This window comes from Acinetobacter sp. YH12219 (assembly GCF_013417875.1).
GTDB lineage: Bacteria > Pseudomonadota > Gammaproteobacteria > Pseudomonadales > Moraxellaceae > Acinetobacter > Acinetobacter amyesii.
Genome location: NZ_VPDC01000017.1, coordinates 26,348 through 41,755, shown reverse-complemented (window position 1 = coordinate 41,755; position 15,408 = coordinate 26,348). Strand labels below are relative to the sequence as shown.

The 15,408-nt window shown below is 39.0% G+C and carries 12 protein-coding genes; 7 read left to right on the top strand and 5 right to left on the bottom strand.

What is annotated here, in order from left to right; all coding sequences use genetic code 11:
* The first annotated feature begins 161 nt into the window (after positions 1 to 161).
* Together FTV04_RS12145 and FTV04_RS12140 are read left to right on the top strand one after the other, a co-directional pair.
* Positions 162 to 377 carry a molybdopterin-binding protein gene (locus FTV04_RS12145; protein WP_067765474.1) on the top strand — a complete coding sequence of 72 codons (216 nt, stop codon included), beginning with the start codon at positions 162 to 164 and terminating at the stop codon, positions 375 to 377.
* 45 nt (positions 378 to 422) lie between these two features.
* Positions 423 to 1,247, top strand: a complete 825-nt coding sequence (locus FTV04_RS12140) for an ABC transporter ATP-binding protein (RefSeq protein WP_180035131.1) — start codon at positions 423 to 425, stop codon at positions 1,245 to 1,247.
* A gap of 163 nt (positions 1,248 to 1,410) precedes the next feature.
* On the opposite strand, the gene FTV04_RS12135 is transcribed toward FTV04_RS12140, so the two are convergent.
* The 3 genes from FTV04_RS12135 to FTV04_RS12125 all read right to left on the bottom strand — a co-directional run bounded on the left by FTV04_RS12135 (position 1,411) and on the right by FTV04_RS12125 (position 5,697).
* On the bottom strand, positions 1,411 to 2,775 hold the full coding sequence (locus tag FTV04_RS12135) for an LLM class flavin-dependent oxidoreductase (protein ID WP_180035132.1): 1,365 nt from the start codon (positions 2,773 to 2,775) through the stop codon (positions 1,411 to 1,413).
* A gap of 252 nt (positions 2,776 to 3,027) precedes the next feature.
* Complete coding sequence (locus FTV04_RS12130) at positions 3,028 to 4,395, bottom strand: MATE family efflux transporter (RefSeq protein WP_180089692.1); 1,368 nt, start codon at positions 4,393 to 4,395, stop codon at positions 3,028 to 3,030.
* A 147-nt stretch (positions 4,396 to 4,542) separates the two neighbouring features.
* Complete coding sequence (locus tag FTV04_RS12125; protein ID WP_180089690.1) at positions 4,543 to 5,697, bottom strand: methionine aminotransferase; 1,155 nt, start codon at positions 5,695 to 5,697, stop codon at positions 4,543 to 4,545.
* A 230-nt stretch (positions 5,698 to 5,927) separates the two neighbouring features.
* Here FTV04_RS12125 and FTV04_RS12120 point away from each other — a divergent pair, with 230 nt between their 5' ends.
* From FTV04_RS12120 to FTV04_RS12105, 4 genes are read left to right on the top strand one after another with little or no spacing between them, the layout of a single operon-like run.
* Complete coding sequence (locus tag FTV04_RS12120) at positions 5,928 to 9,242, top strand: type VI secretion system Vgr family protein (RefSeq protein WP_180089688.1); 3,315 nt, start codon at positions 5,928 to 5,930, stop codon at positions 9,240 to 9,242.
* A gap of 11 nt (positions 9,243 to 9,253) precedes the next feature.
* Positions 9,254 to 9,835 (top strand): hypothetical protein, encoded by a 582-nt coding sequence (locus FTV04_RS12115; protein WP_180003511.1) that lies wholly within the window; start codon positions 9,254 to 9,256, stop codon positions 9,833 to 9,835.
* The gene (locus FTV04_RS12110) at positions 9,819 to 12,128 is read left to right on the top strand and encodes a hypothetical protein (RefSeq protein WP_180089687.1); all 2,310 of its coding nucleotides are present in this window, start codon (positions 9,819 to 9,821) and stop codon (positions 12,126 to 12,128) included. The genes FTV04_RS12115 and FTV04_RS12110 overlap by 17 nt, the downstream gene beginning before the upstream one ends.
* Before the next feature lie 3 nt (positions 12,129 to 12,131).
* Complete coding sequence (locus tag FTV04_RS12105; protein ID WP_180089685.1) at positions 12,132 to 12,752, top strand: hypothetical protein; 621 nt, start codon at positions 12,132 to 12,134, stop codon at positions 12,750 to 12,752.
* 49 nt (positions 12,753 to 12,801) lie between these two features.
* On the opposite strand, the gene FTV04_RS12100 is transcribed toward FTV04_RS12105, so the two are convergent.
* Positions 12,802 to 13,722, bottom strand: coding sequence for a Dyp-type peroxidase (locus FTV04_RS12100; protein WP_180010769.1), 921 nt, complete (start codon positions 13,720 to 13,722; stop codon positions 12,802 to 12,804).
* 159 nt (positions 13,723 to 13,881) lie between these two features.
* Between FTV04_RS12100 and FTV04_RS12095 the strand changes: the two genes are divergently transcribed.
* Positions 13,882 to 14,502: a LysE family transporter gene (locus tag FTV04_RS12095; RefSeq protein ID WP_180089683.1), complete on the top strand. Its 621-nt coding sequence runs from the start codon at positions 13,882 to 13,884 to the stop codon at positions 14,500 to 14,502.
* 105 nt (positions 14,503 to 14,607) lie between these two features.
* Here FTV04_RS12095 and znuB read toward each other — a convergent pair whose 3' ends face one another.
* Complete coding sequence (gene znuB / locus FTV04_RS12090; protein WP_180089681.1) at positions 14,608 to 15,408, bottom strand: zinc ABC transporter permease subunit ZnuB; 801 nt, start codon at positions 15,406 to 15,408, stop codon at positions 14,608 to 14,610.

Below are 15,408 nucleotides of genomic sequence, written 5' to 3'. Positions count from 1 at the left end.
TCGATATTTAAATATCAGTTTCACCGATAAATTCATGCGTGGATTATTTATCTGATTTTAAGATAAATAAAATCGGGATAACTAAAGGATAAATCAAGATATAGCAAGTGATTGAACTGTTTTATAGTAAAGCTCTCTTAATAACAAAAGGCATAATTAAAATGGCGATTACTTCAGTAAATGTGCGAAACCAATTCAAAGGCGTGATTAATGAAATCGTAGAGGGTCCTGTGGTTTCAGAAATTGATGTGGAAACCAAAGCGGGCTTTTTTACGTCCGTGATCACGACGCGTTCGGTGAAGGATTTAGACTTAAAAGTAGGTTCAGAGGTAGTGGTGTTAATTAAATCGACGGAAGTGTCACTGGCTAAACTCTAAGGTTTAGTCCAGCAAAGTTTGTCAGCACAAATAGAGAATAATGATATGAGCGTAGAACAAGCTGGTTCGGTTTCTATTCAGCAGCTAACGAAACATTATCCCACACAAAAGCAAGAAGACTTAACCGTACTTGAGGACATTAACCTGAATATTCAGCCGGGTGAGTTCATCAGTATTGTGGGAAGTAGTGGCTGCGGAAAATCCACATTATTACGGTTGTTGGTTGGTCTAGAGCGTCAGTTTCAGGGCCAGATTTTGGTTGATGGTCAGCCTATACAGGGCACGAGTTTGGAACGTGGTATCGTGTTTCAAGATCATCGCCTGTTTCCATGGTTGACGGTAAGAGAAAATGTACGGATTGCCTTGCATAAAAGTCAGTTTAGCCGTGCAGAAGAAGATGTATTGATTGATGAGCATCTGGAGTTGGTCAAATTAACCCAATTTAAAGATGCTTATCCTTCGCAGTTGTCTGGTGGGATGAATCAACGTGTGGCGATTGCCCGGAGTTTGGTGAATCGACCACAGATTTTATTACTCGATGAACCCTTTGGCGCACTCGATGCATTGACGCGGCAAAATTTACAGGATGAATTACAGCGAATCTGGCAAAGTGAAAAAATCACCATGATTATTGTCACCCATGATGTCGAAGAAGCGGTATTTTTGGGTGATCGGGTAGTGGTCATGCAGCCACATCCGGGACGAATTAAACGTATTGTAGATATTCATTTAGCCCATCCGCGTAAACGCGAAGATGTCCGTCTGATCAATATTAAAAATGACATTTTGACTGACTTTAGTGATCCAGTAAAAGATCAGTTGCTTGAACCTTTATCTCACCGATTTGCCGATTATAAATTTGCATGGTAAGTCTGAATTGACCATCACCTAAACTTTTAAAAGCCCTGAATTCAGGGCTTTTTTAGGCTTATCAAATATAGGTCAGTATGATCATCGCTTAAGTTGGATTAATATCAGTCCATAAAAATGCCCCAGTTGGGGCATTTGTTTTTCAGTTTTATTAAACGTTGGTTTATGAGGCTTGGGAGGTATGTCTTTTTTCTAAAACATATTGGTTTTCAGGTCGTTTTAAACCTAAGTTTTCTCGTAAGGTCTTGCCTTCATAAGCCGTTCGGAATAGACCGCGACGTTGCAGTTCAGGAACGATGAGATCGACAAAATCATTTAACCCCGCAGGTGTTGTTGGCGGTAGGACATTAAAACCATCGGCAGCGTCATTCTCAAACCATTCTTGCAGTTGATCTACGACTTGTTCAGGCGTACCAATCAAGGTCCAATGTCCACGGGCTGAAGCGATATATTGATAGAGCTGACGAATACTAAAATTGTGCTTACGGGCAATATCAATCATCATTTGCTGACGACTTGAGAAATTAATGTCTGCATCTTCGATTTTCGGGAAAGGGGCATCTAGATCAAATTTGGCCAGATTAATGCCACCTGCCAAAGCAGACAATAAACTTAAACCCAATTCTGGGTGAATTAAACTATTTAAAAAGTCATATTTTTCTTGGGCTTCTTGCTCTGTCTTGGCAACAAAAATCGAAACGCCCGGCATAATTTTCAGGTCATCCGCATGGCGACCATACTTCACTAGGCGGTTTTTGACATCACGATAAAAGGCTTGCGCATCTGCTAAATTCTGCTGTGCTGTAAAAATCACTTCGGCATATTTACCGGCTAGTTCACGACCATCTTCAGATTGCCCAGCTTGAACAATCACTGGATAGCCTTGCGGTGGGCGAGAGACGTTGAGAGCCCCCAGTACCTGATAATATTGACCTTGATGATTGGGCTGATGTTGTTTGCGGGCATCAAAAAATTGCCCGGTTTCTTTGTTGTAATGGAAGGTATCATCCTCCCATGAGTCCCACAGTTTTTGAGTCACCTCAATAAATTCATCGGCACGTTCGTAACGTTCTTTGGGTTCAGGGTGCTGCTGAATGTTAAAGTTTTTTGCGGCATCGGCAGAGGCTGTCGTTACCACATTCCATGCAGCACGACCTTTAGAAATATGATCTAAAGAAGCAAATTTACGCGCCAAAATATAAGGGTCTTCATAAGTCGTGGACGCCGTGGCAATAAAGCCAATATTTTGCGTCACTGCCGAAAGGGCAGCAAACAATGTGACAGGTTCAAAGCCGACGCCTTTATCGCCCAAACCTTTTTCACCTTCGACAGCAGAACTCCAACGGACAGACAGACCATCGGCAAGAAAGTAGGCATCGAATAGACCACGCTCTGCGGTTTTTGCCAGTTCAATTGCATAATCAATATTGAGATGATCTTGTGGGCGCGATTCGGGGTGACGCCAACCCGCGACATGCTGTGAGGTGGTTGGAATAAAAGCCCCAAGCTTTATTTGACGTTTAGACATAAAAATTTCTCATCCTAATTATTCTTAAAAGATACTTGGGATAAGAACAAGAACTATGCCAAACCGTAATTGTTTGAAAATATGTAACTTTTAAATCTATTGTGTTTTAAGTGTAGATAAATCAACAGGATATAAAATCAAATGTTGAAAAATAAACAGCAGTTTAACGGCAAACTTTATGCATGGATCTGTACAAGATTTTCCATATGTAAACTTAAAGCGTGTATTGGCATTGAACGCTATTAGCAAATTTTATAGCAATACTTTGATGGCTTTTCGTTTCCATATCAGTTGGTAATACAGCCCTTGTAAAATACATAAGCTGACAAAAGCCAAAGCATAGGCATACCAAATGCCTTTTAAGCCCCACCATTCACTGAATAGGTAGGCACACGGCACTTCAATGCAAATAATCGCCATAATATTAATAATCATCGGCACGGTCACTGTTCCGCTGGCCCGCATGATGGAAGCAAAAATCGCACTGGCACCAAAAAATAAAATCGACCAAAGCACAATGAACAGCAATTCTTGACCGAGAACCACAACTTCAGGATCTGTAATAAACAGCGCCATTAAATGTTTAGAGAATAAATAGCCCAATGCCACCAAGATACCAGTAATAATGAAATTCATCCCGATGGCCGTACGTTTCACACGATTAATTAATTCAGAATGACCTGAACCGATGGCTTGTGCTGCAAAAATAGAGGCCGCAATCGCGATGGACAAGGCAGGGAATTGGATATAATTCAAAACCTGATTGACCGCGCCATATGCAGCAGTGGCATCAGCACCATGGCGGTTCACTAAACCGACAATCACGAGACCAGCCACAGAGGTCGTGACCATCTGAATACCCGTTGGAATCCCCAGTCTTAAGATAATTTTACTGAGATCATGTTGATGGCGAATATGACGGAGTAACGCGAAGTCAAGTTTGAGCGGGTGATCTTTCTTTTTTAAGTAGAAATATAAAAATATCAAAGCAATTAAAAAGCCGATATGACTGGCAATGGCAGGGGCAATAATACCTAAACTTGGAAATCCAAATTTTCCTGCAATTAGTACTGGTGTAATGATCAGCCCTGAACCAATGGTCATACCTGACGCAATCAGCGGTGTTGTACTGTCACCGACCCCACGCAAAATCGAGGTGTAAATAATATAAATAAAGAGTAGTGGGCTACCGGCAAGCATCCATTGCACATAAGGCAAAGATAAATGCATCACGTCAGGGGCTGTGCCTAAGGCCAATAAAATGGGCTTGGCAAATATCACCCCTAAAAAGGCAATAATGCTGCCACCAATCAAGGTCATAAAAAGGGTGGAACCCACCACAGTACGAACTTTTTCAAGATTCTGCGCGCCCCAAGCTTGCCCCACCAACACGGTTGCACCTGCCGAGAGTCCAATCACAAAAGCCATTAAACAGAACAAGATCGGGAAAAATACCGCAACGGCTGCAATGGCATGCACCCCAAGCATCTGACCGACAAAAACGGTGTTAATGGTCCCAGATAAATTCTGCAAAATATTGGTGGCGATCAAAGGCACCAGAAAAACTAAAAACGTTTTCCATAAATTTTGCTGAGTAACGAGGGACTGTTGTTTTGACATGCTCAGGTCCTAGACGCGGCTTTTTATGATTTTAAGTTACTGATAACACTATCATGTTGGCATTCAAAAAAGCCTTAGTTTTTGAGTAACCAAGGCTTCATTATTTCTACATGTCTGTTTTAAAAAAACGTTTGGGCAGATACGGCTTTAAACCGCGGAGAGAATCTCTGCAGCTCGATCTAAGGTGGCATCTTGTTTGGCAAAACAGAAACGTAATAAGCGTAAATTTTCCGGAGGTTTTTGATAGAACACCGAGACTGGAATCGCTACGATTTTATGTTGCTCTGCCAACAACTGACACATCTCCACATCGCTTAAATCTGGGCGTATGGCACTGTAATCAAGGTTTTGGAAATAGGTACCTGCCGATGGAATCAACTCAAATCTAGAGTGTCTTAAGCCGGCATTGAAACGGTCACGTTTGGCTTGGTAAAAATCGGCCAATTCAGCAATATGCTCAGGATGTTCTGCCATAAAGTTAGCCAGTGCCATTTGTACGGGCGTAACACCGCAGAAATTGGCAAATTGATAGATTTGGCGAAACACTTGCATCAAGGCTGGCGCTGCAATGCAATAACCGGTTTTCCAACCTGTGACGTGAAAAGTTTTACCAAATGAACCCACGACAAAACTACGTTCACGCAGCTCAGGAAATGACAAAGCAGATAGATGCTGACGACCATCAAAAATTAAATGCTCATAGACCTCATCCGACAGCACAATAATATTTTTATCTCGAATCAGTTCGATCAAGTTGAGCCAGTCCTCACGCCCCCAAACAGCACCTGTTGGGTTATGCGGTGTATTGACAATAATCATCCGGGTTTTATGGTTAATTGCAGCGGCAACACGATTCCAATCCACAGTAAAATGGGGCGTCTCTAAGGCAATGTGAATGGGATGAGCCCCAACCAATTTTACACTGGGCGCATAACTGTCATAGCTCGGATCAAAAATAATCACTTCATCATCCGCATGAACCACGGCTTGAATGGCACTAAAAATACCAATGGTTGCACCCGGGGTAATGGTCACTTCGGTGTGAGGGTCAATATTTAATTGGTCTCGATGGGCAAACAGTTGGACCAATTGCTCACGTAAATGCATCAGTCCATCGCCGGGTGCATATTGGTTAAAACCCTGTTGCGTCGCATCACTTAGCGCATTTAACAGCGCTGGAGGTGCAGGAAAATCAGGAAAACCTTGAGATAAATTCAGTGCATTTAGACGCTGCGCCATTGCGCTCATGACGCTAAAAATAGTCACACCTTGTGCAGGCAGTTTGGATTCAATTGTGATCATGGAGCTTAAAAATTTTTAATAGGTTGCATTTTGAGTGTAGCAGCATCTCAGCGACTGCGAAAAGTTAGATCCGTAAAATTGATCCTGCATTGATGATCCTATTCACTTGAATACTAAAGTGTTGCAAAAGCCAAAAAGAAGAATTCAACAAATTATTTGCAAAATGGGGTAGACGAAAAAACAATCATTTCCTAAAATGCCGTCATTAAAAAATTAAATACATAATAACAATGCTTAAAAATATTCACGCCATGGTGGAAAACTTTGGCTTTAGCGTACAGAAACGTGCGCTACACATTCATTTCTCAAATGAACACCTAAATTCTGAAGTTTTTATTCAACGGATTGAAGGTCAACACCGTATCAATCAAGGCTTTCGTGCGGAAATTATTTGTCTCTCGACCAATGCTCATCTTGCTTTAAAGCAGTTTATAGGCGGCCGAGTGGCTGTCGATCAAGTGACAGATTTGGGACAACTCAGTCGCCTGACTGGTGTGATTACTGGGGCTAGCCAAGGTCAAAGTGATGGTGCACTGACCGTTTATAAACTGGTGATTGAGGATGCGACAGCACTCTGGCATAAGCGTCGTAATAGCCGTGTCTTTATGAACAAATCGGTACGGGAGATGACCGAGATTATTTTTAGTGAATGGCAGAAAAAAAGTGCGCTGTTTGCTGCCAGTTTAAGCTTGAACTTAGAGGGGCTGGCACGTACTTATGATGTGCGTCCATTCACCATGCAGGCGAATGAAAGTGATTATGCATTTTTAACCCGCCTTTGGCGCAGTGAAGGGATCAATTGGTTAATTGATGAAGCAGAGTTATTTGTTGCATTTTCGGCTGCACCGATGCAAGCACAGCAACTGCGTTTAATTGATACGAATCAGGCTTATAGTGCTTTAGAGCGGAAAAAAATTCGCTTTCATCGGAGTCATGCCACGGAACGTTTAGACACGATCACCAGTTTTGTGGCAGAACGTTTTTTACAATCGACCACGATTCAAACGCAGCGTTGGCAAGCTCAATATTTGGCACAAGACCAAAGTAATCCGCTCTTAAGCGCCCATGCACAGAGTGAGCAACAGCACAATGAAACCTTAAGTTTAGAGCAGGCTTGGACCGTAAGTTCGGCTTGGACAACTGACCTTAAAGGTGCAGATCAGGCGACCACTTCAAATACACAGCAATTGGATCAGTTGAATCGGCAACTCAATCAATATCAGGAATTACAAGCCAAATATTTTACCGCCAGCAGTAGCGTAAGGGATGCACAAGTTGGGTATTGGTTTGAATTAGAAAATCATCCTGAAATTGATCAACATCAAACGACAGATCGTGAATTTCTCATATTGGGCAAAGCATTTTATAACCAGAATAATTTACCCAAAGATATTTTGGTTCAATTAGAGAAGTTACTTGCCGCGAGCCGTTGGCTATCTTTAGGGGATGAACGGCAGGCCAATGACCTATATGTGGTCCGTCGGCAAATTTCCGTGGTTCCTGAATATGATCCTTTATTACATCGGCCACCTGCGTTTCCACAGCGTGCCAAAGTGGTCGGTCCAGAAGGTGAAAGTATTTATGTCGATGCTTGGGGGCGTATCAAAGTTCGGTTTACGTTCACCCGCAGCGATGACCACAGTCATGATGGTGGAGCAGGGAGTAATGATAATGACAGTGACTCGGCATGGGTTGATGTACTGACCCCATGGGCGGGAGAAGGTTATGGGGCACGTTTTCATCCTCGTATTGGCGAGATTGTGGTGATCGACTTTTTTGAGGGCGATGTGGATCGTCCCTTTGTAGTAGGACGTATACATGAGGCTGAGCGATCTCAGACCATGTTTGACCTCAAAGGTCAGCTTCCTGAAACCAAAAAACTCAGTGGTATCCGCTCGCAAGAAGTTGCGGGAGCAGGCTTTAACCAACTGCGCTTTGATGACACGACGGGGCAGATCAGTACCCAATTACAGAGTAGTCATGCAGCGACACAGCTGAATTTAGGTAATCTCAGCCATCCTAAAGAACAAGACAGTAGCCATGGTCGTGGTGAGGGGTTTGAGCTGCGAACGGATGCTTGGGGAGCAATGCGTGCAGGTAAAGGTTTACTCATTAGTACCTATGCGCAGGATAAAGCAGTTGCCGATCATCTTGCTGCTGCTGAAGCTCAGTCTCTTTTAAATCAAGGGCATCAGAGCATGAATATGCTGAGCGGCGTAGCCGTAAAGCAACAGACCGATGCATTGAATGTGATTAACCGTTTGCCGAAGTTAATAAACTCTTTAGAAATCAAAAGTACTACTGAAGGTGTCAAAGCGACTTTAAATTTGTTCAAGGAGGAGCTAAGTCGAGACCCATTGGCAGCGTTAAAAAACTGCAAAAGTTTTGTCAAAGAAATGGGCTCAATCGCACATGATGTCAAAAGTACAGTAAAAGAATTTAAAGCATTTTTTAATGATGCCGAAGATGCCTTTGATAACTTAAAGTCTGTCATAGATCATATTGAAGAAAATGGTAAGGATGTGATTCAAGGGCGGGTTGCAAGTCTGAAAAGTAACCTAAAAGAAGATCCATTAAAAGTATTAAAAGATGTGGGTAAATTGATCGAAGACATCAAATTTAACCCTGATGATTTGTTGAATAATGGTGGTTTTGGTTTGCCACCAGCGATGACACCCATAAAAGCATTAGAAAAAGTACAAGGCTTTATGGAAGGCTATGCGCAAGGTTTAGAAAAATCCAATACAGCGGCAAAACAAGAACAAGGCAAATTATTCCGCCAAGCGTTGATGTTGCTTGCATCACCTAATGGTATTGCACTCACTACACCGGAAGATATTGTATTACAAGCCTCACAGGATATTGCAGAAAGTGCACAAGGTTCGATTAATTTCAGTGCTCAAAAGAATATTGTTGGTCATGCACAAGACAAAATCAGTTTGTTTGCGGCTCAAAAGGGCCTGAGTGCTTATGCCGCAAAAGGGAAAGTTGAATTACAAGCCCAAGATGATGCTATTGAAGCAATTGCACGAAAGGTGATTAAGCTCATTTCAACGGAAGATAAAATTGAAATTACCAGTCCTAAAGAAATCGTACTGACCGCAGGGGGCTCGCAACTGAAAATTAATGGCAGTGGAATATTTACAACAACAGGCGGCAAGTTTGAGAGTAAGGCGGGGCAGCATAGTTTTGTGGGGGGAGCGACTGTAAATGCACAATTGCCTAAGCTGCCTGAAAGTGGGCTGTATAGTATGAGATTTGACTTAAGTCAAATATTTGATACTAATATATTAAAAAATATGAAATATAAACTTATTAACCATTCTAAAAAAATTGAAGCTGAGTACCAGTTTGAGCAACAAAGTAGTGCACGTATTTATAGTGATGCTATTGAAAATGTAGAACTGGCATTAGTACCAGGTGCTTATATAACTCTATATCAAAAAAATGCAGCAATGGATGCAGAGTCTTTAGATGAAGAAATTCAAGGTTGCGGATGTGATGACGAAATGCATCTTTGTGATGAAATTAATTTAGAAATATAGAAGGTATTATCTTGAATAAATATATTTTAATTGGATTGTTTTTGATAAATTTCTTTTCTATCAACAATATAATATACGCCAAAGGGCCTGATTTTGAAATAGTTTCAAAATGCACAGACGAATATGAATCAAGTTGCAATATTTACAGAGTAGTTGATGGGGACAATAAATTATTGCTAGAAGATGTTAAGTCTCCAATTATCACAAAGATTAATAGTGATATATTTAGGGTTAGAGTTTCGTGTGGATCTCCATGCCAAGTAAACTTTTTTTATGGAGAAACTAGTGAAGATTCTACTAATGAATTTATTGCTTTTAATGAAAATAATCATTGTTTGATAGAAAGTGATAGTGTTAAGAAGAAAATATATGCAAGGATAATTTTCACTGGTAGGAAAAAAATTATTGCTGATTTAAATGATAAGGAATACTTGGGGTTAAATCAAAGATTTGATTATTATAATTATTTTAAAAAGAAAAGTAAATTTTTAGAAAATGGTAATTTAATATTGTTGGCAGATGATTATTCAAGTTTATTAATTAAAAAAACAATAATAAAACCATGCGGAGAAAATAATGAAGTATTCAGATGAATTTATAGCATTTGTTGCAACAATCTCTGGAGAAGCAGGTGTTTGTAGCATTACTTCAAAAAAAGCAGTTGCACATTGTATTATGAATCGATTAGGGTTTGGTGAGTGGGTAGGTCATCCAAGCATTATACAATATTTATATGATGATTTTGATGCTTTAACTGAACAAACGGCTGCTGTAAAAAAGGTTAAAGCTGAAATGAATTCTAATAAGGTTTCAAAGGATACTCAAGATATTATAGATGCTGTGTACCCTATTTACATGAGGGAAGAAGAAGATTTCACAAATGGAGTGGTATTATATTATAGCCCAAAAGCTCAAAAATTTTTGAATAATAAGGACCCAAAAAATTATAAATATCCACCAAATTTTGTCAACGAATTAACAGAAGAAGTGAAAATAAATGGTACTGAAAATGATGATATGTGCTGGATAAGGTATAAAGGAACTTCACGATTTTTTATTAAATTCATCGATCAATCTGCTAAAAAATTAATGGGATCAAGAGTCAATGTAAGTTATAAGAAGACAAAATATATTCCAACAATGAGTAATTTGTTAATAGATGAAGAGGGCTTTATTAGATCTATTTTAGTAAAGGGTGGATGGGGAGCAAGATTTTCTGTTGATGGTTCATCTGTGAAAGATGAAAATAATAAAGAATTAATGTTGATTGCTGATGGAAAAAACCATCATGTCATAATTGTAGTAGATAATGGAATGGGTGGTATAAAAACACGAACAGATAAACATAACCAGGAGCTACCACAAAATAATAAAGACGGAAGAGGAAATACTGAAAATAGTAATAATCAAGAAAATAATTCTAATAAATTGGATGTAAAATTTGATCTTAGAGTTTTAGATAGTGATGGAAAACCGATTTCAAGAATTTCTTATTTTTTAAAATATAAGGGAAAAGAGAAAAAACACTCAACTGAAAATGATGGTGTTGAAAAAGGTATTCAGGCAGAAAGTGGAGAAAAAATCGCAGTTTTAGTTAGTGGAAGAGATTCCAAACAAGAAGTTGGAATTTTCACTGTATTAAATGATAAAAAAATATATGATATACAAATTAAGTTACATAAATTTGAAATAATTTTTAGGCATAAAAAAAGTGGAAAATCTATAAAAAATTTAAATTTAGTACAATGGTACAGAGGTAAAGAATACCCTAAAAAAACTAATGATGAAGGTAAGATAATTGTAAATGCTATGCCAGGTTTTGATTTAAATTATAAATTAAGAAATGGTCAAAATTTATTAACAATAAAAGTCGATAAAAATAAAACTATTAGATTCATAGATGTTGACTCTCAGGTGTTAGAGCAAGCAAGTAAAGATTTAGATTTGATAAATGCTGAAAAAAAATCATCAAAAACCAAAAATACTAGCCAAGAACAACAAACTCGAGATGAAACTCCCAAAAGAGATCAAACACAAGCAACAAGTCAAGATGGACATCCAAAAACTGCAGTTAATGACAATAATGAAGAAGCAGAATTCAGTGTTCTTACATATGATAAAAAAACTGATCAGCTATTTAGTGGTGGTAATTATTTAATACAATATAAAGGTAATAAGAGAAACCATTCAAGTGGTACTCATGGATTAGGGAAAAAAACGCATAAAGCTATAATTGGTCAGAATATAAAAGTTATCACACTTGAATCTGAAAAGGAGATTGTCCATTTTAATGATGTAATTAGAAATGGAATGAAAGATATAGGTTTAAAAATAGATAAGCCAACATTAGAAGTTAGTGGTAGTCATTGGTACAACAGGTTTATGTTTAGCACAGACTTAAATGATCTAGCTGAACCATTTTGTAGTAATGTTAAAAAATTTGTTAATTTTCTTAAATCTGAAGGGTTTACCGTAAGAGTTAATACAACTCATAGACCCGATGCGCGTGGTTATCTTATGTATTATTCAACGATGATTTCACGAGGAAATATTGACTCTAACAATGTACCTCCTTGGGAAGGTGTAAATATAGATTGGAGTCATGGAGGTAATAAAGAAAAAGCAAAAAAAGCGGCTATTGAAATGCATGCTTTGTACCAAGTAGGTAATAATCCAATTGCGCGTCCTGGTCGATCAAATCATAATCCGGCTAAAGCCTTAGCTGTTGATATGAAAATTAGCGGAATTGATGGAAAAACCATAAAAATAAATGGTAAAAAATTTATTGTAAATACTTTGGCTGATTTGGCACCTGTTGGTAGGGAGTTTGGAGTATTTTGGTTTGGTAATAGTGATAAACCGCATTGGTCTCATGATGGGCGTTAAACTATGAAAAATATATTTATCTATGTCGTAATATTAGCTATTGTGGCTTGTTCAACAGATAAGATTTTTGAAACTAATGCTGATGAAAATACGAAAAAAAACATAAATATAGATAATTCACATAATAAAAAAATCTATGAAATTGGTAGAGTGCAAATTTTGGATTTAAGTTGTATAGGAAGTAATCAATCATTAAATAATAAAGAGGTCATCTTATTTAATTTTGATTTGGATAGTGATGGAAAAGTTAAAAAAAATGAATTAGTTAAATCTGAAGTAATTTCAAAAGCGAATCAAAATTGTATTGAAGTTTTGAAAAGATCAAGTATAGATCATGATTTTAAAAATTTTTATAAAATAAAATCACTGAATACACTTGGTGTCGTTAATCACTTTATTGTTGGCGATAAAGAGATATTTTTAAATGGACCTAAGGGTATAATATCATTAGATATTAATAATGATAAAAAACCAGATTATATAGATATGTGCTACTCATCTGAAGGATTACATTTCAATATTTGGGATTCACCACAGAAGACAAATAAATTGTTTCATGATTATGTTTATTTGAATTTTGAAACAATTGATAACTGTGGTGAAAAAGATTACGAAGAAAAATAAATTGCTACAAACTTAATAAATAAAGCCGACTCTCGTCGGCTTTATTTATTTAACCTTCTAAAACTTCTTCTAATAACTCTTCACTCGGTGCAAAGTAATACGCTCCGTCCATTGGCGTAACAAAGTGAAGTAAGCGGTCATGAATGCCGTCACCACTGGTGCCAAACATACGTACTAGCATGCTGTCGATAATGCTTAAATCATTGGTATATGCCACAAAGAACAAGCCTTGATCGCCACGGCCATCACCATAAGGGAGTGAATGACGCAAAATCGCCATTTCTTCACCTTCACCATCTTCTACAACTGTACGTGATACATGTGAGTTTTCAGGCTGTTCATCTTCATCTAACTCAATAGACTCAAGTTTAGTACGGCCAATTACATGCTCTTGCGCATCGACTTTCAGCTTTTTCCATTTATCCAAATTATGCGCATAACGCTGTGCAAAAATAAAAGAGCCATTGGCAAATACGCCAGCTTCTTCAGCTAGTAATGCTGTTTCAGCACGATCATCTGGAAATTGCGGATTTTCAGTTCCGTCAATAAAGCCGGTTAAATCACGGCCATCAAAATTGCGGAAGCACACACGTTCATCCAGTACGTCAACTTTATCTTGAATACCATCAAAGAATGCTTGGCTCAGCGCAAAGCAAATATCTGTACGCTGTGCTGCAATATGGATAAATACATCTGCTGGGGCTACAGGCATGTTAAATGAACCTTGAATTGGATCAAGTTGTTTAAAGCCTGCCGGGGATTGACTGTAAAGTTGTGCCCAAAGTTCTGGTCCAAAAGCCACAGCCGTTTTAATCTGTGCATTTGGATGTTGGGTAATCAGACGATCACGAGTATTAAGTAAGTCTTCAAGTTGTTCTTTTAATTCGCTAATCGTTAAATCTTTTAAACGTAAAACAATAAAACGAGCATGATCTGAGGGTAATGGCAAAATTACAGATTGAGCAGACATTCATGGCTCCTAAAAATTATAATTTCTGAGTGGCTGTGTGTATTGTGCCTTAAGCAGCGCTGAGAGTGTAGCCTTCATTTGGCCTTTTAGCGTGCATTATTGTCATGAAAATAGAGTAAATGTCATATAATACAGACCCATTTCAAACTTGAGCTAATGATGTCCTATCAAATCTGGATTGCATATATGTTGGCATGTTGGGTGATTAGTGTTTCCCCAGGTGCAGGTGCAATTGCGTCTATGTCGAGTGGTTTGAATTATGGGTTTAAGCATGGGTATTGGAATGCAATCGGCCTGCAATTGGCACTTTTGGTTCAGATTGCCATTGTTGCAGCTGGGGCAGGAGTCTTATTTGCGACGACACCATGGGCATTTCTGATCGTGAAATGGTTTGGTGTGGGCTATTTATTGTATTTGGCTTATTTACAGTGGACAGCGCCAACACAGTCAATTGAAATCCAACAAAATTTACCAAATAAATCACGTTTAAAATTAGTTGTACATGGCTTTTTGGTCAATATGAGCAACCCTAAAGCGATTGTATTTTTGTTGGCGGTTTTGCCGCAGTTTTTAGATTTATCCAAACCCCAATGGATTCAATATGTCATTATGGCTGCAACAATGATTAGCATCGATTTGATTGTCATGGCGGGGTATACCGGTCTCGCTGCAAAAGTGCTGCGGTTGTTAAAATCATCCAAACAACAAAAATATTTGAATCGTACCTTTGCAGTTCTATTTGCTTGTGCGGCGAGTTTATTGAGCTTAGTTCATCAATAAATCCAGTGAGATGATTCTGAGCATCGTATTTGACGTGCAAAAAAAGCCATGCAACTGCATGGCTTTTTTTTGATATGTCGCGAATTGAGCAATGAACGTTGCTACTCAAGCGACTTTCTTAAATTTTTGTAGAATAAAAATCAGGGCAAAGAGCAGCGCCATAGTTAATACAATGGTCAGTCCTGTAGAGGTGTTTAAACCAGCACTTGACCATAAACCTACAGTTACACCGACTTGGGCAATGATGAAAGACCACAGCACCATTTGCTTCGGTGAATTCGCCAATAAACGAGCGGTTAATGCAGGAATCACTAACAATGCACCCATCAGCAATGAGCCGACAGCACGTAAAGCCAATACGGTAAATAATGCCAGTAATAACATAAAAATCAGACGTTGCCATTTAGCGCTGACACCTTCACTGACCGCAATATCGGGGTCAATGGCAATCTGAATCTGCGATTGCCAACTTTTATACAGCACGGTCAGTGCCACAATGATCACCACTGCAAAGACAGGCAAATCTGACCAAGAAATGGTGAGTAAATCACCAAATAAATAGCTGAGTAATTCAGGTCTTAAGCTTGGCAAATGTTGTATGAAGAGTAAGCCTGAGCACAGGAGTGTAGCCGAACAAAGCGCGAGCAAGGCGTCATTGGGCAAGCGTGGATCGTGTAACACCCATAAGATTGCAACCAATAAGAGCGCAATCAATGTAACGCCCGTCCAAAGCGGTAGACTCATTGCACCGGCAATGGCGACACCGAGTAAGGTGCCATGTGCCATGGTGTCCGCAAAAAATGACATGCGACGCCATAACATTAAACAGCCAAGCGGTGCAGTCAGGAACACCAGCAAAGTGCCCATGATCCATGCTGGCAAAAGGAGTTGTAGCCATTCCATCAT